Genomic DNA, 22,084 nt, shown 5'->3' with positions numbered 1-22,084 from the left:
GAGAATTTACCCATGGGTAAGGTTGTAGGAATCGATTTAGGAACAACTAATAGTTGTGTCGCTGTAATGGAAGGTGGTAAACCTACTGTAATAGCAAATGCAGAGGGTTTCAGAACTACTCCATCAGTTGTTGCATATACAAAAAATCAAGACCAGCTTGTTGGACAAATTGCAAAAAGGCAAGCTGTTATGAATCCTGAAAATACTTTTTATTCTGCAAAGCGTTTTGTGGGTAGAAGAGTTGATGAAGTTAATGAAGAATCTAAAGACGTCAGTTATTCTGTTGAAAAATCTGGTTCTAGTGTCAAATTAAAGTGCCCTATTTTGGATAAGCAATTTTCTCCAGAAGAGGTTAGTTCTCAAGTCTTGAGAAAGTTAGCTGATGATGCAGGGAAATATCTTGGTGAAAAAGTTACTCAGGCTGTTATAACTGTTCCAGCTTATTTTAATGATTCTCAAAGACAGGCTACAAAAGATGCTGGAAAGATTGCTGGTTTAGAAGTTCTTAGAATAGTTAATGAGCCAACTGCAGCAGCATTAGCATATGGTTTGGATAAAGAAAATGAGAAAATACTTGTTTTTGATTTAGGGGGAGGAACATTTGATGTCTCAGTTATTGAAGCTGGTGATGGAGTAACTGAAGTTCTATCCACATCTGGAGATACCCATCTTGGTGGTGATGATTTTGATAGGTGTATCGTAGATCATTTAGCTAGTACTTTTAAATCAAATGAGGGAATTGACCTTAGACAAGACAAGCAAGCTTTACAAAGACTTACTGAAGCAGCAGAAAAAGCAAAAATTGAGCTTTCAAATGCTACGCAAAGTGAAATAAATTTACCCTTTATTACTGCGACTCCTGAAGGACCAAAACATTTGGATCTGAATTTAACTAGAGCAAAGTTTGAAGAATTAGCAGCTTCTTTAATCGACAGATGTAAGACTCCAGTAGAGAGAGCCATAAGTGATGCAAAAATTTCTACTAGTGAAATTGATGAGGTTGTGATGGTTGGAGGCTCATCTAGGATACCTGCTGTTTTAGATTTAGTTAAAACAATAATAGGTAAGGAACCTAATCAAACTGTTAATCCTGATGAGGTAGTTGCCGTTGGAGCAGCTATTCAGGGAGGAGTTTTAGCAGGTGAAGTTAAAGATATATTGTTGCTTGATGTTACTCCACTTTCTTTAGGTGTAGAGACTTTAGGAGGGGTTATGACAAAAATGATAAATCGAAATACTACAGTACCTACGAAAAAATCTGAGACATATTCAACTGCTGTAGACGGACAAACAAATGTAGAAATACATGTATTACAGGGTGAAAGAGAAATGGCCTCTGATAACAAAAGTTTAGGAACTTTTAGATTGGACGGTATACCCTCAGCACCAAGAGGTGTTCCTCAAATTGAAGTTACATTTGATATAGATGCAAATGGTATTCTAAGTGTTACCGCTAAAGATAAGGGAAGCGGCAAAGAACAAAGTATTTCTATCACTGGTGCGTCTACTTTATCAGATAATGAGGTAGAAAAAATGGTAAAAGATGCAGAATCAAATGCATCTGTAGATAAAGAAAAAAGAGAAAAAATTGATTTAAAAAATCAGGCTGAAACACTTGTATATCAGACAGAAAAGCAACTTGGTGAGCTTGGAGACAAAGTTGATGCAGCAGTAAAGTCTAAGGTTGAAGAAAAAAGTAATGCTTTAAAAGAGGCGACATCAAAAGAAGATTATGAATCAATGAAAAAACTTCTTGAAGAGCTTCAGCAAGAACTTTATGCAGTCGGTTCATCTGTTTATCAGCAACCAGGTAATCAACCTCCTTCACCTGGTTCAGCTGGTGGTCCAGAAAAGAATGACTCAAACGATAAAGGGTCAGATGATGTAATTGATGCAGACTTTACTGAAACAAAAGATTAAGAAAGGTATTGTTTAATTTCATTAGCAACCCATCTAGAACAAGCTGGAGCAAGTAAAATTCCATTTTTATAAAAACCTGTACATATTATTAGGCCATCATCTAAATTTTTCATTATTGGTGATGGTTCCCCATCGGGTCTAGATCTTATACCAAACCATTTTTTAGAAATTTTTCCATTCGAAAGCCAACTAGGTTTTTTATCAAGAAAATTTGTAAGTTTTTCGAATATATTATTTTCTGGCTTGGTACTATACTCGTCAGTTGAACCAATAATGAGCTTATTTTTTGATTTTGGAATTATATTTTTACCATCTATATTGAATTGTTTTGGAAGTGATAATAAATCAACTTCCGCATCATTGATATCAACTTCTATTGCTTGACCTAAAACAGGTTTTAATTTGAGGTTGTGAGATAGGTTATCTATTAAATCAACCGCTTTTAGAGAATTACACAAAATAACTATGTCAGATTTGATTTCATCTTTGTCTCTTGTTGTAGAAATCCATTGATTATTTGATTTTCTGATTTTTATTATTTCTTCTTTTAAATAATTTATTTTTTTATTTTTTAGATACATATCTAAAGTTTTGAGTAATGAATTAGCATTTATTCGCCCATCTTTGAGGGAAATAATTCCCTTTATATTTTTTGTCTGGAAAGCCTTATTTATATTCTTAATAAAAATTGAGTCTTTTTCTAAAACTCGTAAGTGATCATCATTATTTTCATTGATAAATTTCTCTAATTTTTTAAATTTTTCTTCATTTCTGGTTAATTGTATTAATGGCTTTGTAATATTTAACTCATAATTAAATTCTTGCAAGAATTTAATCCATTTTGGCCATAATTCTATGCTTTGTTTCCTTAGATTCCAACTTCTACCTCTCCTTTTTTGATAGATATTACCCATTAGGATGCCTAAAGCAGCATTGCTACTATTTTTATGTTGAGCTGGATCTACAATAGTTATCTGAAATCCTAATTCTGATAATTCTAAAGCGTTAAATTTTCCTATAATTCCCGATCCAATTATAAGTATGTGTGATGTTTGAAAATTTTCTTTTAAGCTTTTCATTGATATATTAGATATACTTACTTATTTGACTACAAAAGTTAACATTCTTTTTGGAACATCCTTCAATTATATTCAAAATTGTTTGTCCTGATAAACCTGGTCTTGTGAGTAAACTTACAAGCTGGATTTCAGATTATGGGGGCAATATAAAGCATTCTGATCATCATACAGATCAAGATGCAGGTTTGTTTCTTAGTCGAATTGAGTGGAATAGTAAAAATTCATATGTTAATAGAGATGAAATTTATAATCAATTTAAAAAAATTGCAGCGGACGTAAACGGAAAATTTAAAATAAATTATGCAGATGAAATACCAAATGTTGCTATTTTTGTGAGCAAACAAAATCATTGTTTGATTGACTTACTTTGGCGAGTAAGAAATGGTGAACTCAAGATGAAAGTGCCCATAATAATTTCAAATCATTTTGAACTTGAAAATATTGCAAATGATTTTAATGCAAAATTTGTCCACATTGATACCTTTAATCTTGCTAAATCTGATATTGAAGATCAATGTTTAAATTTACTAAAAGAATATGAAATTGATCTTGTTGTATTAGCTAAATATATGCAAATCTTGAGCGATTCGTTTTTAAAAAAGTTTTCTTCAATAATAAATATTCATCATTCTTTTTTGCCTGCATTTAAGGGGGCACAACCATATCATCGAGCTTGGAAGAGAGGTGTTAAATTAATCGGTGCTACTGCTCACTATGTTACTCAAGATCTTGATGAAGGCCCGATAATAGAGCAATGCACAGTTAATGTGAGTCATAGGGATGAAGTTGATGATTTGATTAGAAAAGGAAGAGATATTGAAAGAATAGCTCTAGCAAGAGCTGTTAGATTACATCTAAATCATCAAGTATTTGTTTATAACAGCAAAACTGCTGTTTTTGATTGAAAATAATTTTTATTCCTCTATCTCAATTTGTATTTGTCTCTCGTAAATTGATTCTTCATTAAAAGCTCTTGCTATCAAAAAACTGGCTATGCAGCTAATTAAGACAGGTTTCATTATTAATAAATTTTTTGTTAAAGCAAAAGCTAAAAACATCGCTGTTATTGGAGTTCGCGAACATCCTGCTACGAAAGCTCCCATTCCAGCAAAAATGTAGGTACTGGGTGCATGTCCTGTGGCAATTTCTACCCAGCTTCCCATTATTAGTCCAATTGACCCTCCTAACGTAAGCATTGGGTAGAATAATCCTCCAGGAGCTCCAGATGCTGCAGCTAAACCGGTAGTAATAAATAATACTAATACTGCTAACAAAGCAATGCCAATACTTGTATTTTGCTCAGCTATTATTTTTTGTAATTCATCTAGATTATGAAATGTACTAGGTAAAAAAGAATAGATACTTCCTAAAATAAATCCACAGATACACATTTTTAAAACAAATTTATTTTTATACCACTTTTTACCAATATTTTGCATAAATAAAACATATCTGCTGTACATTTCCGCGAAAATACCAATAATTATTCCAAGTAAAACTAGGTAAATAAAATCTATAGGTAAGAAAAAAACTGATGGGTCATATTCTCTTTGAATCAGAAATCCAAGGTTAAAATCAAAGCCCCCTGCTTTAGGATCTAAACCTAAGGCTTGAATAATATCTGCAGATGAATCTGCGATGAAAGTTGTAATTAAGACTAACAGTAAAACTACTGGTCTAGCAGAGTTTAATAGTTCTTCTATCGCATAAACAAATCCTCCCAATGGAGCGCTAAAAACTGCAGCTATTCCAGCACCACCGCCTGCTGCAACTATTACTCTTCTGAAGGCTGTAGGGGCTTTTAGCCATTTAGCCATTTGCCAAGCAACTGATCCTCCCATTTGAACCGATGGACCTTCTGGACCTAGAGGGAAGCCACTACCAATAGCGATAATTCCTGATGTGAGCTTTACTAATCCTACTTTTAAATTCATTGGAACTTTTTTATGCCTTAAGAAACCCATAATTTGACTCACACCTGAACCTTTTGCAGCAGGCGCAATATTTTTGATCAAAAATCCTGCAATGGCTCCTCCTACAGCTCCAAAGATTGGTAATACCGTGATAGATGGGAATTGCTCTAATAGTTCCAATCTAAAATTGTTAATAAAGTAGATTCCAGTTTTAAAAGATATGCTTGTAATTGAAGCTCCTAAGCCTGTTAATAAGAGCGACAATGCAACGACAAGAGATCTTTGTCTTAATAATTTTTTGATGCTACTCGAAGAATTATTACCTGTTTTTTGAATATCCTCTTTTATTAGGTTTGGCATGGTCCATGATCACTTTGACAAGCTGAAATCGTGTATTTCATCAAATTGAAGATAACGATAAAGTTCATCTGAATATGGATTAATTTTATTTTTAGTAATATCCTGATATTCTTTTAATGTAGGAATTTTTCCAAGCAGTGCGCAAACAGCTGCTAATTCAGCACTTCCTAAAAATACTTGTGCATTTTTCCCAAGTCTATTGTCAAAATTTCTTGTACTAGTAGAAAATACTACAGAACCTTCATCTACTCTGGCTTGATTTCCCATACATAAAGAACAGCCTGGTAACTCTAATCTTGCACCACAATTTTCAAAAATTTTATAATACCCTTCAGCTTTTAGAGTTTCTTCATCCATTTTTGTTGGTGGACAAATCCATAATTTAGCTTTTAAATGTTGCACACCTTCAAGAACTTTTGCAGCTGCTCTGTAATGACCAATATTTGTCATGCAAGAACCTATAAAAACCTCGTCAATATTTGTATTTGAAACATCAGTGATTTCTTTTACATTATCTGGATCGTTAGGGCAAGCAACTATAGGCTGCGTTACTTTTGCTAAATCAATTTCAATGATTTCTTCATACTGAGCATTTGTATCTGGCTGAATTAATGAGGGTTTTTTTAACCAATTTTTCATATCATTTATTCTTCTTGAAATCGATTTTGAGTCTTCATAATTGCTCTCAATCATTTTTTCTAGAAGGCAAATATTACTCTTAATGTATTCTTTAACAGTTTCTTGTGATAAAAGTATTGTGCTACCAGCGCATGAGCGTTCGGCAGTAGCATCAGTTAGTTCAAAAGCTTGTTCAAGTTTTAAGTTAGGTAATCCCTCAATTTCCATGATTTTCCCGTTAAATATATTTTTCTTATTTGCTTTCTCAACAGTTAAGAGTCCTTTTTTAATTGCGAAGAGAGGGATAGCATTAACTAAATCTCTTAAAGTAATGCCTGGTAATAATTCTCCTATAAATTTAATTAGAACTGATTCCGGCATATTTAATGGCATTGATCCTATTGCAGCGGCAAAGGCAACAATACCCGAGCCTCCAGGAAATGAAATGCCAAGAGGGAATCTTGTATGACTATCTCCACCAGTCCCAACAGTATCAGGGAGAAGCATTCTATTAAGCCAGCTATGAATTATGCCGTCTCCAGGTTTAAGAGCCACCCCACCTCTTTGAGATATAAAATCAGGTAATTCTCTATGAGTAACGATATCTACTGGTTTAGGATAGGCAGCTGTATGACAAAAACTTTGCATAACTAAATCAGCAGTGAATCCTAAACAAGCTAGTTCTTTTAGTTCATCTCTAGTCATTGGGCCAGTAGTATCTTGACTGCCAACTGTGGTCATAATTGGTTCACAAGTCATTCCTGGCCTTACTCCATCTAAACCGCATGCTTTTCCTACTATTTTTTGAGCTTGAGTAAAGCCAGAATTACTTTCTTTTGTATTTTGTGGTCGTATGAATATTTCACTCGGTTGATAATCTAATTTGTTTCTAATTTTGTCTGTAAGAGATCTTCCAATCATGAGATTTATTCTGCCGCCAGCTTGAATTTCATCACTAAGAGTTGATGGACTCAAGTCGAATTGGCTTATAAATTCTTCAGTATTGGAATCTTTTTCAATTTTTTTAATAATGCCTTCATAAGGATATATTTTAATAACATCTCCTGTTTTCATATGAGATACGTCAGCTTCTATAGGTAAAGCTCCTGAATCTTGTGCGGTATTAAAGAAAATAGGGGCTATTTTGTTACCAATTACTATTCCACCTGTTTTTTTGTTTGGAACAAAAGGGATATCTTTGCCTATATGCCAAATCAGTGAATTAATAGCAGACTTTCTAGAACTCCCTGTCCCAACAATATCTCCAACATAAGCTATTGGTAAATCTTGTTTTTTTAAATTATCAAGAATCTTTAGTCCATCTGGTTTTTTAAATTCCAGCATAGCCAGTGCGTGCATTGGAATATCTGGCCGTGTTGTTGCATGAACAGCCGGGGATAAGTCATCTGTGTTTGTCTCCCCGTCAACTTTAAAGACTAAACAAGTAATTTCCTTCTCTAGAACTTTTTTATTTTTGAACCATTCTGCATTTGCCCAACTGTTTACCACTTCTTTTGCATAAATATTATCTTGAGATAATTCATAAATTTCATTAGCTGAGTCGTAAACAAGAATAATATCTTTTAAAACTTCTGCTGCTTTTTTAGCTAGTAAACTATTTGCTCCTTTAATTATTTCAACTAGAGAATTTACATTATATCCGCCTATCATTGTCCCTAATATTTCAATTGCTTTTTCAGGTTTTATTGATTTGCAATATTTTTCGGAATTAACTATAGCTGTAAGCCAGCTTGCTTTTACATAAGCAGCCTCATCAACTCCTGGTGGTACTCTATTTATTAATAAATCAAGTAAATAAGATGTATCGTATTTACTATCTTGTTCCAATAATTTTGTAACACAATTTGTTTGCTCAGCATTTAAAGGTAAAGGAGGTATTCCTTTGGCAGCTCTTTCAGCTACGTGATCTGCATAATCTTTTAGCAATGTTTCCAAATTCTTCATTAGTAAGGTTTAAAGCCTAATCTATTGTTATTTTTAATATTGAAAAGGATAGTATTCATAAATGCTTTTTTAAATATTCAAATTTCTTAATTAATCAATGACGACATCATCAAATAATTCAGCTTTGGAAAAGACATCAGATTTACATGTTGTTGAAACACGTCCATTAATACCTCCAAGCAGATTACATAATGATATACCTTTAGATCATAACTCTGCCAATACAGTATCTAAAACAAGAAGATCGATACAAAATATTCTGCATCATAATAATCAGAAGCTTTTAGTCATTGTTGGTCCATGTTCAATTCATGATCTAGAGGCGGCAAAGGAATATTCACAATATATTCAAAACTTTCGAGAAATTTATAAAGATAAATTAGAAATAATTATGAGAGTATATTTTGAGAAACCAAGAACAACTATTGGATGGAAGGGACTTATCAATGATCCTCATCTAGATGATTCTTATGATATTAATACCGGTTTAAGAAGGGCAAGAAGTTTGCTTTCATATCTAGCAACTCGTGGGATACCTTCTGCCACAGAATTACTAGATCCAATTGTTCCTCAATATATTGCCGATTTGATAAGTTGGACAGCTATAGGCGCGAGGACCACAGAAAGTCAGACTCATAGGGAAATGGCATCAGGATTATCAATGCCTATAGGTTTTAAAAATGGAACGGATGGTTCTTTTAGTACTGCAATAAATGCAATGCAGTCAGCTTCAAAATCACATCATTTCTTAGGTGTAAATGCTAATGGAATGGCTTCTATTGTTAATACTACAGGAAATCCAGATGGCCATATAGTTTTAAGAGGCGGCTCAAAAGGCCCAAATTTTGAAAGTCAACATATTCAACGAATATCAGCTGAATTAAAGCAATTTAATCTTCCTTATAAAGTTATGGTTGATTGTAGTCATGGGAATTCCAACAAAGACTTCCGAAAACAGTCGGAAGTGCTAAAAAATATAGCTTCTCAAATACGTAATGGTGAAAAAAATATTTTAGGAGTTATGCTTGAAAGTCATTTGAAAGAAGGTAATCAAAAACTTTTAAAAAAAGAGGATCTTGAGTTTGGCAGAAGCATTACAGATGCGTGCATAGATATAGAAACGACGAAAGAATTGCTCGCTATTTTGTATAGTTCAGTTAATTAGTTATAAAAAAATTAAAGCATAATGCTGATGTGATTGGAACAATGAAGTTATCTATTCCTAAAACACTAAATTGTTCAAGAACAGTTGCTAAAAAAGCTATTGCAAAATAATTTAAATTTAAACTACTTTGTTTTGTGTATCCTATTGAGAAAACTACTATTGAGCTAATTAAAAACATCGTCAAAGTACCAAATAAAGACTTTTTTTGTTTAAAAAAAATCCAACTCTTTGAGTTGACGTTTTTGCCTATTAGACCAGCCAATCCATCCCCGAAAGTCATTATAAAAAATCCAGTAATTAATGCATATGGATCTTTATCCCAAAAAAGACAAATTAAAATAAATAAACTAATACAATAAAATAATGTTCCATAACTTTTTCTCTCAACATCTTCAATTGTTGGAAATAATTTATAGGAATAATTGATTAGAACCATTAAGGAAACAATTCCTGTAAAAATTAGAGCTGAATTTTGATCAATTTTTAAAAATTGTGCAATTGGTATTAAAGGTCCTATTCCAATATGTATTATTTTTCTTACAATTTCTTTGCTATCTTCATTAAATTTTTTAAAAAACGCTGATATTAAAAAAATTGAAAATAAATATAATACAATTACCGCAAATTTTATCAATTTTATTAAGCTGCTTTTTGTTGAGTTGTCATTACTCTAAGTTTTAATATTGCTTTTGCTTCTAGTTGACGTACTCTTTCTCGCGAAACGTTAATTTGTCTTCCTATTTCTGCGAGTGTTAATGGTTCTGCACCATCTAGGCCAAATCTAAGCTTCATGATTTTTTGCTCTCTTTCATTTAGTTGAGCAAGCCAAGTTCCTAAATGTTCTTTTTGAATAGTTCTATCCATGCCTTCCATAGGCTCTTCACAGTTTGGATCAGGTATAAGTTCGCCTAGGGTGCTTCGGTCTTCTTCGCCTCTTGCATGAGCATCGAGAGAGGCGCAAGGAGCACTTTGAGAAATTAAATCCTCTAAATCTTTTTGATCAATTCCCATCTCAGTTGCCATTTCTAATCTGGTAGGTTGCCTACCAAATTTATGAGACAATTCTCTAGAAACTTTTCTCATTTTGGATAGTTTTTCACTTATGTGAATAGGCAAACGGATTGTTCTTGCACTGTTATCAATTGCTCTTGTCATTCCTTGCCTAATCCACCAGTAAGCATAAGTTGAGAATTTATATCCCATAGCAGGATCAAATTTATCTACAGCTCTTTCTAGACCAATAGCTCCTTCTTGGACAAGGTCTAATAATTCCAGCCCTTGGTTTTGGTATTTTTTTGCAACAGAGACAACTAGTCTTAGATTAGCTGCCATCATTCTATCGCGAGCTCTTTTGCCAATCTTAATTTGGTAAAGATTGCGGTGCGTTCTATCCGTTTCAGGAATTTGTAGTAATTTCTTCATGTTTTGAACATGATGAGCTAACTCTATTTCCTCGGCTGGAGTTAGAAGAGGCACTCTACCAATGCTACTTAAGTAATAACCAATAGAATCCGAAGCGAGTCTTCCAGATTTTTTTTGGCTTTGTTTTGAAGTTAGACTGGATTTTGTTTTGCGAGACTTGCCCGCAGTGTTTGGTAATCTTGGCTCATCAAAATTACTATCTGAAGAGCTCTTTGCAGATTCCAGAGGGATCCCCATCACCCTGGCCTCCTAAATAATGGATTTTTTAAAAAGCTAGCACTGAAATTGAAATAAAAACTACTTTTACTTTGAAACTTTAAAGACAAAAAAATCTTTTTTTAGGCCAATTTCTTGAAATCTTTTGATATGAAAGGCTTTTATGAAAATAAAAAATTTTTTAAAATATTAAGTATTTTTTTTAAATGTTATAAAAATCAATATTTTTTTATTTTTCTATGAGGTTAATTTGTGAACGATTATCTGCTGAATCTAATGCATATTTTGCGTAAGAACCATCCTCTTTCATTATCCAAGAAAAGTAATTATCTTTAATGTATGTTTGCAGAAGCTTATATAGTTTAGATTTCAATTCACAATCCTCTATTGGAGTAATAGCCTCTATCCTTCTATCAAGGTTTCTTCTCATCCAATCTGCACTTCCAATAAAAACTTCATGATCATTGTTATTACAAAACCAGAAAATTCTTGAGTGTTCAAGAAAATGTCCAATAATACTTATAACTTTAATATTTTCACTTAAATTTTTTCTTTGTGGATATAAGCAACAAATTCCTCTTATGATGAGACTAATTTTTACACCTGCTTCAGAAGCTAAATAAAGAAGTTTGATTAATTCTGGGTCTACTAAAGAATTCATTTTTGCAATAATTTCAGCTTTTTTACCTTCTTCCGCATTTTTAATTTCTCTCTTTATGAGAAAAACAAATTTTTCTCTCATTGATGATGGAGATACTAATAATTTTTGATAACTTTTTTGTTTAGAAAAACCTGATAAATAATTAAACAACTCAAGTAAATCTGATGCAATATCGGGATCTGTTGAAAGTAATCCTAAATCTGTATAAAACCTTGAAGTATTAGAGTTATAATTTCCTGTTCCAATATGAAAATAATTTCTTAATCGTCCTTTTTCCTTTCGAACGACTAAAGCTATTTTTGTATGTGTTTTAAATCCTATAATTCCATATACTACATGAATTCCAGCTTGTTCAAGTTGTTTTGCCCATTGAATATTATTATCTTCATCAAATCTTGCTTTTAATTCAACAAGAGTCATTACTTCTTTCCCATTTTCTGCAGCTCTCATTAATGCTGCGATAATAGGCGAATCCTTCGAAACTCGATATAAAGTTATTTTTATGGCCATCACAAGAGGATCATCAGCGGCTCTGTTTATAAATTCTTCAACTGAAGTTTTAAATAAATCATATGGATGATGAAGAAGAATATTTTGTTTTCTAATTATCTTGAAAATAGAATTTAATTTTTTGTTTGAAGCCAAATCTAAAGTTTGTAATTGCGAGTGAGTTTTCCCAATTAGCAGATTTTCTTTTAAATCATTTCTATTGATTTTTGTCAGCTGATTTAAATCGTCAAGGCCTAATAAACTTTTGCAAAAGTATATGTATTCTTCTTGTATTGAAATACTTTCAATTAATAATTTTAAGATGTTTTCTGGTATGTCCGATTCAACTTCTAATCTAACGACGTCTCCACCTAATCTTCTCTTCTGCAAACTTTGTTCAACTGCCAAAAGAAGATCATCAGCTTCAAGTTCTTTTAATTCTAAATCCGCATCTCTTGTAACTCTAAAAAAAGAGTAATTGATACATTCCATTCCGTTAAATAAATCATTTATATTATTCCCAATCAAATCTTCAACACTTATGAAAAAGTGAGAAGTTTCATTATCACTTTCTATAATTTCATTAGGAATTTGTATAAATCTATTTATATTTTTTGTAGGTATTTTTATTCTGACAAACTGATGTCTTGAATCCTCCCCATCTTGTATTAAAGCCGCTAAGTTTAGACTTAAATTACTTATAAATGGGAATGGATGTGCAGGATCAACAACTAATGGGGTTAATAAAGGAAATATAGATGAAGTAAAGAAGTTATTACACCAATTTTTTTGATTCTCACTTAGATCCTTATATTTTTTAAAAAAAACACCTTGTTTCTTTAGTTCATTATTTAATTCATTATTTACATAGTTTTCTTGAATTGAAGTTAATTTTTTTACTTCTTTGTTGATTTTGTTTAATTGCTCTTTAGGGGTAAGTCCATCAATACTTTTTTTAGTAATTCCTGCATCAACTTGAGCTTTTAAGGAAGCTACTCTTACCATAAAAAATTCATCAAGATTATTGCTAAAAATTGAACAAAATTTCACCTTATCTAGGATTTTGTACCCTTTTTCCATACTAGTTAGGAGTACTCTTTTATTGAATTCAATCCAACTTAATTCTCTATTAATAAAAATATCAGCCTGGTTTTTCATTAAAATGCTTTTGATTTTTGATTATTAAAAGAATTATTATTTTCCCCCTCTGCAATAAGGTATATCATGAAAATTAAGATTATGGAACCAGCTATAAAAGGTGATTTAGGGCCGAAGCTATCATAAACTCTCCCAGCCATTGCTATTCCTAAAACCCCTCCAAGACTCTGTAGACCCTGTAGGTTACTTAGGATTGATCCTTGTCTATCAAAGTCTAATTTCTTTGATATAATTGCCCGCAAGGAAGGCGTAATTAAACCTGCCCCAACGGCTAAAAATGAAACAGCTGAATAAATATTAATTGTTGCATTTTCTTTTGGAGCAGTTATTAAAAGTGAACATGCAACAAGAATGAAGCCTGATCCTATTAGTGTTAATCTCATTTCGCCAAATTGCTTTACAAGAGGCCCAATAAGTACTCCTTGGACAATAATTGCAATAACTCCAACTACCACAAGAGTTCCACTTGATGCTTTGGTTGTCCAGTTTAAAGATTCTTGAAGGAAAAATATTAGGATATTCGTTAATCCAGTAAAAGCAATAAAGTAAATAAAAAATGCTAATGATAATTTTCTAATTTTTTCTTCTTTGAATACTGTAAATAGTTGTTTTAAGGGATTTTTGAAAATTGTTTTTAATTTATTTGAAGCACTATTGGGTTTTGTTTCTGGTAAGTAGAAAAATACTAAAAGAAAGTTTATTATTGGAATAATTGAAGCTATCAAAACTGGAATAATAAAATTATTGTTTGTATTTTTTGCAAAAATTACAACGAAAATATTTCCTAAGAAAAAACTTAAACCAAAAGCCACACCAATCAGTCCAAATGTTTTTGCTCTTTTTTCAGGGCTTGAAATGTCTGCAAGAATTGTTGTTGCTGTGGCTGCTGTGCCACCACTTAAACCGTCAATTAGTCTTGCTAGGAATAATAAAAATAAAGGGATAGAAGCTATAGAATTTGACCAATTAAAAAGAACAGTAAATGATAATATTGAAATTCCTATTATTGAGCCAGTAATACAAAAAAGAGTTACAGGTCTTCTACCATATCTATCACTCATAACTCCTATAAAAGGAGAAGCTGTAAATTGAGCTAATTGGTAAGTACATGATAATAAGCCATATGTACTAGCTTTAGAGTCAAAAAGCAAAACAAAAGAGGGTAAAATAGGTAAAAGGATACTTTCACTTAATCGATCATTTAGAAGAGTGATAAAAGCACTAAGGAGAGTAAATTTCTTGTTTGGTTTCAATAAACTTTTTTTCACAATATTTACATTCATTCCTATTAACTTCTACTACCATACTTGTTAATGGAGATTAATGTGCCCGGTATTGTTTATTTAGTTGGAGCAGGTCCTGGTGACCCTGAGCTTTTAACTCTAAAAGCTTTGCGTTTAATAAAAAATTGTGATGCATTAGTCCATGACGCTTTAATCCCAGATGAAATAACAAAAGAAACAAGAAAAAATACGGAAATTTTTCATGTCGGTAAAAGAGCTGGGAAGTGTTCTGTTCCTCAGATTGAAACTAATGATCTTATTTTGAAATTAGCAAAAGAAGGTAAAAATGTTGTTAGGCTTAAAGGGGGAGATCCGTTTGTTTTTTCTAGGGGTGGTGAAGAAGTATCCTTCCTAGAAAAAAATGGAGTTTCAGTTGAAATAGTTCCTGGTATAACTTCTGGTATAGCCGCTCCTACATATTTTGGTATTCCACTTACTCATAGAGATGCTGCAAGTTCTGTAACTTTTGTCACTGGACATGAGCGTGTAGATAAGGAAAAAAAGACAGTGAATTGGAGAGATTTAGCTAAATCATCAGATAGCTTAGTAATTTTTATGGGTATAAAAAATATTGAATTTATTGTGGAAGAATTAATTCTAGGTGGTTTAGATAAGAATACTAAATGCGCTGTTATTCAAGAAGCTACTTTAAAAAATCAAAAATGTTTGATAGATAAATTAGATAATCTTCCAGATAAAATCAAAGACAAAGAATTTTTAGCTCCATCAATTATCATTATTGGAAAAATTGTTGAGTTTAAGGTTAATAACAATATAACTAAAGTATCTGATGTCTATTTACCAGATATTAATAAAGTTCAACTATATAATAAATCCCAAAAGTAAATTGGATCGAATTTAGGTTTAAGCTTCAAATCATTAACTTGATTAATTTGTCTGCAAGATAAGCTATTAATTGCAACTATTATGTCATCATTTTGAAATTCTGGAGGAATTAATTCTTCTTTTACAATTTTCAAGTTTAAAGCTTTAGAAACCATAATCCCCTCTAAACAGCCGCTCTCTTTTCTAGGAGTTATCCATTGATTATTTCTTTTAATTAGAAGATTAAATGTACTTCCACAACAAAGTTCACCTGACGTATTCAAAAGGATAGAATCATCAAATGATTTTTCATTGGCTTCTGTCAAAACTTGTATTGCCTGATTGTATGAAAATGTTTTGCATTTACTTATAAGACTGAATTCATTCATTTTTTCCGTTTGACTAATGCAAACGCTTATCGGATTAAAATTTGGTTTGATTCTATAGAACTCAAGCCATAAATTTTCCAAATCTTTTGTCTCTAAAGTGCTACCAATTTTTAGTGTTCGACCTTCATTAGTTCCACGACTATAGTTTATTCTTACTGAAGCAAATTGATCATTTTTAAGCGATAATTTTCTAATTCCATCGTGAATAAGTTGTCTCAAAGTTAATTTATTTATTTTGAGATTAATATTTAAAATCTTGCTACTTTTTTCTAACCTTTGCAGATGTTCATCAAAAAGAATAGGTTTGTTTTCTTTTATCAAAATGGTTTCAAATATACCATCAGCAAATTTTAATCCTCTATTATTAGCAGCAATAAATATTCTATCAATATCCAACCATTGATCCTTGTACCAGCCTAATGTTGCAATCATTTTAGTGAATCAATTAACGGTAAAAGTTTCCACTTTAGTTCATTAGTTTCCTCTTCAGGGTTTGAGTCAATAACTATTCCGCAACCAGCATATATATTGATTTTTTTGTCTTTAATTAAAAATGATCTTATTAGTATATTGCTGTCAAACTCTCCATTCCAGTCAAGCTTCAAAAATGAGCCACAGTATGGTCCGCGTTCACATTCTTCTAATTCAAAAAGTCTCTGGCATGATCTTAATTTAGGTGCCCCAGTTATAGAGCCCCCAGGCCAACAAGCTTTTAGTAAATCAATCCAGTTCTTGTCTTTTTTTAATTTGCCTCTGATTACTGAAGTTAGATGATGAACTTTTAAGAAACTTTCAAGTTTTAATATTTCTGGCACCATAATACTTCCTGTTTCGCAAACTTTACTTAAATCATTTCTTATTAAGTCAACAATCATAATATTTTCGGCTCTATCTTTTTCGTTCGTTATTAAATCGATAGCATTAAGTGCGTCTTGATTTAAATCCTTATCTCTGGATCTAGTTCCTTTGATAGGTCTTGATTCTACAAAATTTTTATTATCTATTTTTATAAATCTTTCTGGCGAGGTAGATAATACAGACTCTTTATAATTATCGTTATTTATTATAATTCCTCCAAAGGGAGCTCTTAATTTACTTCTTATTTTCAAATAAATATCTAGAGGATTATAGTTTTTGGAAAATTCAATTTCGCATTTAGTTGTTAGGTTTGCTTGAAATATATCCCCTAAGGAAATTAATTTTTTCAATTTTAGAATATTTTTCTGAAATTTTTCAGCCATTTCGTCCAAATTTATTTTTGAAAAATCAAAATTCAAATTTGTTTTAATAATATTTTCTTCTTCAATATTTTTTATATTGTTGATTATGTTTTTATAATTCATCAGTTCAGATGAGTTTGTGCCTTCGATAATTATTTCTTTTTTTATTAAATTACATTTAATGATTGGATCATATGATGCAATCCATAAAGTTGCTATATCAGATGGTCGCCATGGGTTTTTGGGTTCTATGTAAACTCCAGCTTCATAACTTAACCATCCGATCCAAAATCCTTTTTTAATATTTTTTAAATTGTTAAATGGATTATTAGTTTTGTCTACGTTATTGATATCTCTTGATTGGATTATTTTTTTAGGTTTAATTCCTATTATTGACCATTCCCCATTTTCTTTGCCATCACTGTCTAGCCAAGCTAATCCTTTATCTCCGAATTTTTTTGTTAGATGATGTGTAATCAGTGCTGGATCTATCCATTTTTCTAGAATTATTTTTTTTATTTTCATTATTTATTATTGTTATTAAGCCATTTTTTATAAGCGGCATTTCTAATTCTGCAGCTATCACACTTACCGCATGGTTTTGAATTACCCGAATAACAACTCCATGTTTTATCTAAAGGGACATGATTAGCAAAAGCTAATTTAATAATTTCTTCTTTATTTAAATCTAATAGTGGTGTCCAAAGTTTTATTGGATTATTTTCTCTCCCTCTTTTATTGGCTAAATCTGCTAATTCTTGAAATTTTTTAATGTAGTCAGGTCTGCAATCTGGATAACCAGAATAATCTAGTGCATTAACTCCTAATCCTATACAATCAGCATCTATTGCTTCGGCATAACTTAGTGCAACGGAAATAAATATAGTATTTCTCCCAGGAACATAAGTATTAGGAATTTTATTAGTTTGTACTCCTTCTATCGGAATATTTTTTTGACTATCAGTTAATGATGAGCCTCCCCATAAAGATAAGTCAAGCTTAATGATTTTAAATTCTTCGATATCAAAGTGTTTTGCAATTATTGATGCAGAATTTAATTCTTTTTTATGACGTTGACCGTAATCAAATGAAAGGCCAAAAATTTTAGCTTCGGATTTTTTTGCGATACCAGTAACTGTAGAAGAATCTAAACCTCCAGATAATAAAACTACTATCGATTTATTTTTAAGAGTCATATGATTTCAATTAATTTTTAAGTATTTGTGAGTTTGAAGGCTCAATTTCCAATCGGGGTTATTTTTTACGAAATCAATAGCAAGAGAAAAACCATTCGTATTATTCCATGCTGGCTGTAAATAAAAAAATTTATCTTCTTGTTTTAAGCCATCTTCGCTTTTAGAGAGTTGATATTGTTTTAAAGTTTCTTTTTTTATTTGAATAGCAAATTCAATATCTTCTATATCATTTATGATTATTTTGATTTCATTACAGTTTTTTAAAAAATAATTTTTTGGAGGTGAGTGTCTTTTAGGAGATAAAGTAATCCAGTCATAGCTCCCTGATATCGAATTAACTCCACTTGTCTCAATATGAATCTTCATTGACTTTTGTTCTTCTCCCATTGTCATTTTTTTTATGGCTTTGCAAAAATTATCCAAGTTATGTTGTAAAGGTTCTCCACCTGTAATAACGCAAAAAGATGCTCCTTTTTCTCTGGCAATTTTTATGCGATCTATTATTTTTTCAATTGATATGGAAGGGTGTTTTTTCTCGTCCCATGAATTCTTGGTATCGCACCACGAACATCCAACTTTACATCCGGCTAATCTTACAAAAAAAGCACTTTTTCCAGCGTGATAACCTTCACCTTGTAATGAATGAAATTGTTCGACTAAGGGTAAAAAATTTGTCATTTTCATTCAAAAAAATAAAGAATATTAATTTGATTGAGTTAACTTATCTTGAGAGGCTTTTATTAAACCTTTAAATAAAGGATGAGGTTTGCTAGGTCGTGATAAAAACTCAGGATGATATTGACATGCTAAGAAGTATGGATGATTTTCTAACTCAATTAACTCAACTAATCTGCCATCTGGTGATGTACCACTAATCTTGTATCCAGAATCTAAAAAACTTTGTTTGTAGTAATTATTAAATTCGTATCTATGTCGATGTCTCTCATAAATCACATCCTCATCATATAATTTTTTTCCAGTTGTATTTTTTGTCAATCTACATGGATAAACTCCAAGTCTCATTGTCCCACCTAAATCAATTACATCTTCCTGTTCTGGTAATAAATGTATCACTGGATTGGGAGTGTTTGGGTCTAGTTCTGAACTAGATGCATCTGGAAGATTAGCTACATTCCTAGCCCATTCTATAACTGCACATTGCATACCAAGGCATAAACCTAAAAAGGGAATTTTATTTTCTCTTGCGAATTTTATAGCCGAAATTTTTCCATTAACTCCTCTATTACCAAATCCCCCGGGTACGACAATTGCATCAACTTCATTTAAGTAAGTTTCTGCTGAATTTTTTTCTATCATTTCAGCACTTACCCAATGTAAATTTAATAAAGCCTTTTGTTCAATGCATGCATGTCTTAAAGCTTCAACAACGGATAAATATGCATCTCCAAGTTCAATGTATTTACCTACTAAAGCAACTTTAATTGGAGCTCCAGGATTTCTTAGGTTGTGTATTAGTTGCTCCCAATTTTTCAAATCACATTTTTTATCTTCAAGGTCTAAATACTTCAGGGTTTCTTTGCATAAACCTTCTTTTTTTAATGAAAGAGGAACATAATAAATACTGTCTGCGTCTAAAGCTTCAATTACAGAGTTGATGCTGACACCACAAAAACCACTAAGCTTCTTTTTAAGAGCTTCATTGATAGATTTATCACTTCGGCATACAAGTAAATCTGGCTGAATTCCAATTGATCTTAATTCTTTCACTGAATGTTGTGTTGGTTTAGTTTTTATTTCGCCAGAGGTTTTGATGTAAGGAAGTAATGTTACGTGTATGTATGCAACATCGTTCCTATTGACATCATTTTTGAATTCTCTTATTGCCTCTAAAAAAGGTAGAGATTCAATATCACCAACTGTTCCACCAATTTCAGTAATAATAATATCTGCATTACTGTTGGCGGCTACTCTATGAATTCTTTCTCTTATTTCTCCTGTTATGTGAGGTATTACTTGCACAGTTCCACCGTCATAACTACCTCTTCTTTCTTTATTGATAACTGCTTGATAGATTGATCCTGTCGTTACACTATTTAACCTAGTCATTGCAGTATCAGTAAATCTTTCATAGTGACCTAAATCTAGATCGGTTTCAGCCCCATCTTCGGTTACAAATACTTCTCCATGTTGGAAAGGGCTCATTGTTCCTGGATCAACATTTAGATATGGATCTAGTTTTAATATTGAAACACTATATCCTCTTGACTTTAATAATCTTCCTAAGCTTGCAGCTACAATTCCTTTACCAATGCTAGAAACTACTCCTCCGGTGACAAATACAAATTTTGACATTAAATATTTTTAATTAAGCACAGCCTCCTTATATTTTATTTAAACAAAAAACTTTTAGAACATCCATATATATTCTTATTCATCAATTGTTATTTCAATATCTAGTTCTTTTAATTGTGATTCAGAGACATTTGAAGGTGCATTTGTGAGAAGACATTTTGCTTGTTGATTTTTTGGAAAAGCAATGGTTTCTCTGATTGAATCTGCACCAATGATCAGCATGGTAATACGATCCAATCCAAACGCTATTCCACCATGAGGAGGAGCACCCATTTCTAAGGCTTCTATTAAAAATCCAAATTTTTCATCAATCTCTTTATCAGTAAGTCCTACCGTTTTCAGAATCTCTCTTTGTAAGTTCGCTTCATGAATACGTAAAGAGCCACCTCCTAACTCCAATCCATTGAGAACTAAGTCATAAGCATTTGCTGTAGAGCTCTCAATTTCTTTTTTCAAGTTTTCATAATCTTTAGATTTTATATTTTTTGGAGCACAAAAAGGATGATGTAAAGCTTCATATCTATTTTCCTCTTCATTTCTCTCAAACATCGGGAAGTCAGTTACCCATAAGAAATTCCATTTACTTTTATCAATGAGATTTAAGTCTTTTGCGATATATTGTCTAACCCTATCTAATGACTGATTGACAATTTGTTTATCTCCAGCTCCTAATAGTATTAAGTCTCCATCTTTTGCTTCTGTGATTTTTAAAATATCAGTTATATGCTCTTCACTTAAATTATTTTTAATTGCCCCAATAGTCTCAAGCTCATCTCCTTTGACCCTTATAAAGGCCAAACCACCAGCTCCTGCATCTTGAGCTACTTGGAAGATGTCACCTCCTGGTTTAATTCTTACGTTGCTAATACTTGAATTACCTCCTTTGACTGTTATGGATTTTATATAACCTCCAGACTTAATTGCCTTGGTAAAAATATTAAATCCAATATCACCTAATACTCCTCCTAAATCTTTTAATAACATTTGATATCTAGTATCTGGTCTATCAGTGCCGTAATTATCCATTGCTGCCTGCCATGACATTCTTGGAAAAGCATTATTAAAATTAATATTTAACACTTCTTTCCATATTTTTTTTATGAGACTTTCATTAAAAGAAATTATTTCTTCTTCACTAATAAAGCTCATCTCAATATCTAATTGAGTAAACTCTGGCTGTCTATCTGCCCTTAAGTCTTCATCACGGAAACATTTTGCGATTTGATAATATTTGTCCATGCCTCCAACCATTAAAAGTTGTTTAAATAGTTGTGGGGATTGAGGTAAAGCAAAAAATTCTCCATTTGAAAGACGTGCAGGAACAAGAAAATCGCGAGCGCCTTCTGGAGTTGACTTTGTAAGTAATGGGGTCTCTACTTCTGTAAATCCAAAATTATCAAGAAATTCTCTAGCAACTTTAATAATCTTATGCCTTGTTTTTAAATTTTCTAGTAATTTTCCCCTTCTTAAATCAAGGTATCTATATTTTAATCTGAGTTCTTCTTTTGTATTTTCATAATCATGTATAGACACTGGAAAAGGTAAGTTTTTTTTAATTTGGTTTAGAATTTGCAAATCTTTAACCTTAAGCTCCAACTCTCCAGTACTTAAATTTGTATTTATGGAATCTTTGGGCCTTTCATTAATAAGTCCGCTAACCATTATTACTGTCTCATTTCTTAGAGTTTCTGCCTGTTTAAATAGTTCTGCACCATCATCGGGGTTAATTGTAATTTGTAGGAATCCACTATGGTCTCTTAAATCAATAAAAATCACACCACCATGATCTCTTCTTCTATCTACCCATCCGCATAAATTAACTAATTTACCAATATCTGTATTATTGAGTTCTTTGCAAATTTTGTTTCTCATCTAAGTATGATTTATTTATC

Annotated in this window: 17 protein-coding genes; 4 read left to right on the top strand and 13 right to left on the bottom strand. The window is 31.8% G+C overall.

The annotated features are described in order from the left end of the window. Positions 1-12 precede the first annotated feature (12 nt). Positions 13-1,920 (top strand): molecular chaperone DnaK, encoded by a 1,908-nt coding sequence (dnaK, locus tag EU96_RS05420; RefSeq protein ID WP_032526476.1) that lies wholly within the window; start codon positions 13-15, stop codon positions 1,918-1,920. Here the strand turns inward: dnaK and EU96_RS05425 are convergent. Further along, positions 1,917-2,999 carry an FAD-dependent oxidoreductase gene (locus EU96_RS05425; RefSeq protein WP_032526437.1) on the bottom strand — a complete coding sequence of 361 codons (1,083 nt, stop codon included), beginning with the start codon at positions 2,997-2,999 and terminating at the stop codon, positions 1,917-1,919. The two genes, dnaK and EU96_RS05425, sit on opposite strands and share 4 nt — an antisense overlap. 50 nt (positions 3,000-3,049) lie before the next feature. Between EU96_RS05425 and purU the strand changes: the two genes are divergently transcribed. Beyond that, a complete protein-coding gene (gene purU / locus EU96_RS05430; protein ID WP_032526436.1) occupies positions 3,050-3,904 on the top strand; it encodes a formyltetrahydrofolate deformylase in 855 nt (284 codons plus the stop codon). Positions 3,905-3,913: 9 nt separating this feature from the next. Here purU and EU96_RS05435 read toward each other — a convergent pair whose 3' ends face one another. After that, positions 3,914-5,272, bottom strand: a complete 1,359-nt coding sequence (locus tag EU96_RS05435) for a ClC family H(+)/Cl(-) exchange transporter (protein ID WP_032526435.1) — start codon at positions 5,270-5,272, stop codon at positions 3,914-3,916. A gap of 9 nt (positions 5,273-5,281) precedes the next feature. Then, positions 5,282-7,855: a bifunctional aconitate hydratase 2/2-methylisocitrate dehydratase gene (acnB, locus tag EU96_RS05440; RefSeq protein ID WP_080735241.1), complete on the bottom strand. Its 2,574-nt coding sequence runs from the start codon at positions 7,853-7,855 to the stop codon at positions 5,282-5,284. Positions 7,856-7,952: 97 nt separating this feature from the next. Between acnB and EU96_RS05445 the strand changes: the two genes are divergently transcribed. Beyond that, entirely contained in the window at positions 7,953-9,020 is a 1,068-nt protein-coding gene (locus EU96_RS05445; protein WP_032526434.1) for a 3-deoxy-7-phosphoheptulonate synthase, read from the top strand. Here EU96_RS05445 and EU96_RS05450 read toward each other — a convergent pair. The 4 genes from EU96_RS05450 to EU96_RS05465 all read right to left on the bottom strand — a co-directional run bounded on the left by EU96_RS05450 (position 9,013) and on the right by EU96_RS05465 (position 14,234). Then, positions 9,013-9,654, bottom strand: coding sequence for a diacylglycerol/polyprenol kinase family protein (locus EU96_RS05450; protein ID WP_032526433.1), 642 nt, complete (start codon positions 9,652-9,654; stop codon positions 9,013-9,015). The genes EU96_RS05445 and EU96_RS05450 overlap by 8 nt on opposite strands. Positions 9,655-9,659: 5 nt before the next feature. After that, complete coding sequence (locus EU96_RS05455; RefSeq protein ID WP_032526432.1) at positions 9,660-10,679, bottom strand: RpoD/SigA family RNA polymerase sigma factor; 1,020 nt, start codon at positions 10,677-10,679, stop codon at positions 9,660-9,662. A gap of 208 nt (positions 10,680-10,887) precedes the next feature. Continuing rightward, positions 10,888-12,966 (bottom strand): polyphosphate kinase 1, encoded by a 2,079-nt coding sequence (ppk1, locus tag EU96_RS05460; RefSeq protein ID WP_032526430.1) that lies wholly within the window; start codon positions 12,964-12,966, stop codon positions 10,888-10,890. Next, positions 12,966-14,234, bottom strand: a complete 1,269-nt coding sequence (locus tag EU96_RS05465; protein WP_032526473.1) for an MFS transporter — start codon at positions 14,232-14,234, stop codon at positions 12,966-12,968. Before EU96_RS05465 ends, ppk1 begins: the two co-directional genes overlap by 1 nt. Before the next feature lie 57 nt (positions 14,235-14,291). Here EU96_RS05465 and cobA point away from each other — a divergent pair, with 57 nt between their 5' ends. Continuing rightward, positions 14,292-15,095 (top strand): uroporphyrinogen-III C-methyltransferase, encoded by an 804-nt coding sequence (gene cobA, locus EU96_RS05470; RefSeq protein ID WP_032526472.1) that lies wholly within the window; start codon positions 14,292-14,294, stop codon positions 15,093-15,095. Here the strand turns inward: cobA and EU96_RS05475 are convergent. From EU96_RS05475 to aspS, 6 genes are all read right to left on the bottom strand, one after another. Next, positions 15,068-15,895 carry an aminotransferase class IV gene (locus EU96_RS05475; protein WP_032526429.1) on the bottom strand — a complete coding sequence of 276 codons (828 nt, stop codon included), beginning with the start codon at positions 15,893-15,895 and terminating at the stop codon, positions 15,068-15,070. The genes cobA and EU96_RS05475 overlap by 28 nt on opposite strands. After that, the gene (locus tag EU96_RS05480; RefSeq protein WP_032526428.1) at positions 15,892-17,208 is read right to left on the bottom strand and encodes an anthranilate synthase component I family protein; all 1,317 of its coding nucleotides are present in this window, start codon (positions 17,206-17,208) and stop codon (positions 15,892-15,894) included. Before EU96_RS05480 ends, EU96_RS05475 begins: the two co-directional genes overlap by 4 nt. Then, positions 17,208-17,879 carry a 7-cyano-7-deazaguanine synthase QueC gene (gene queC / locus EU96_RS05485; protein WP_032526427.1) on the bottom strand — a complete coding sequence of 224 codons (672 nt, stop codon included), beginning with the start codon at positions 17,877-17,879 and terminating at the stop codon, positions 17,208-17,210. The genes EU96_RS05480 and queC overlap by 1 nt, the downstream gene beginning before the upstream one ends. 6 nt (positions 17,880-17,885) lie before the next feature. Beyond that, the gene (locus EU96_RS05490) at positions 17,886-18,557 is read right to left on the bottom strand and encodes a 7-carboxy-7-deazaguanine synthase QueE (RefSeq protein ID WP_032526471.1); all 672 of its coding nucleotides are present in this window, start codon (positions 18,555-18,557) and stop codon (positions 17,886-17,888) included. A gap of 24 nt (positions 18,558-18,581) precedes the next feature. Beyond that, positions 18,582-20,192 carry a CTP synthase gene (locus EU96_RS05495; protein ID WP_032526426.1) on the bottom strand — a complete coding sequence of 537 codons (1,611 nt, stop codon included), beginning with the start codon at positions 20,190-20,192 and terminating at the stop codon, positions 18,582-18,584. Positions 20,193-20,267: 75 nt separating this feature from the next. Next, entirely contained in the window at positions 20,268-22,064 is a 1,797-nt protein-coding gene (gene aspS, locus EU96_RS05500) for an aspartate--tRNA ligase (protein WP_032526425.1), read from the bottom strand. Positions 22,065-22,084: the final 20 nt, after the last annotated feature.

This window comes from Prochlorococcus marinus str. MIT 9302, from assembly GCF_000759975.1.
GTDB lineage: Bacteria > Cyanobacteriota > Cyanobacteriia > PCC-6307 > Cyanobiaceae > Prochlorococcus_A > Prochlorococcus_A marinus_M.
This window is presented reverse-complemented; position numbering and strand designations above follow the sequence as displayed.

Coding starts and splice junctions, on each gene's coding strand:
- dnaK (WP_032526476.1), top strand. CDS start 13: ATGGGTAAGGTTGTAGGAATCGATTTAGGAACAACTAATAGTTGTGTC.
- EU96_RS05425 (WP_032526437.1), bottom strand. CDS start 2,999: ATGAAAAGCTTAAAAGAAAATTTTCAAACATCACACATACTTATAATT.
- EU96_RS05435 (WP_032526435.1), bottom strand. CDS start 5,272: ATGCCAAACCTAATAAAAGAGGATATTCAAAAAACAGGTAATAATTCT.
- acnB (WP_080735241.1), bottom strand. CDS start 7,855: ATGAAGAATTTGGAAACATTGCTAAAAGATTATGCAGATCACGTAGCT.
- EU96_RS05445 (WP_032526434.1), top strand. CDS start 7,953: ATGACGACATCATCAAATAATTCAGCTTTGGAAAAGACATCAGATTTA.
- EU96_RS05455 (WP_032526432.1), bottom strand. CDS start 10,679: ATGGGGATCCCTCTGGAATCTGCAAAGAGCTCTTCAGATAGTAATTTT.
- ppk1 (WP_032526430.1), bottom strand. CDS start 12,966: ATGAAAAACCAGGCTGATATTTTTATTAATAGAGAATTAAGTTGGATT.
- EU96_RS05475 (WP_032526429.1), bottom strand. CDS start 15,895: ATGATTGCAACATTAGGCTGGTACAAGGATCAATGGTTGGATATTGAT.
- EU96_RS05480 (WP_032526428.1), bottom strand. CDS start 17,208: ATGAAAATAAAAAAAATAATTCTAGAAAAATGGATAGATCCAGCACTG.
- queC (WP_032526427.1), bottom strand. CDS start 17,879: ATGACTCTTAAAAATAAATCGATAGTAGTTTTATTATCTGGAGGTTTA.
- EU96_RS05490 (WP_032526471.1), bottom strand. CDS start 18,557: ATGACAAATTTTTTACCCTTAGTCGAACAATTTCATTCATTACAAGGT.
- EU96_RS05495 (WP_032526426.1), bottom strand. CDS start 20,192: ATGTCAAAATTTGTATTTGTCACCGGAGGAGTAGTTTCTAGCATTGGT.
- aspS (WP_032526425.1), bottom strand. CDS start 22,064: ATGAGAAACAAAATTTGCAAAGAACTCAATAATACAGATATTGGTAAA.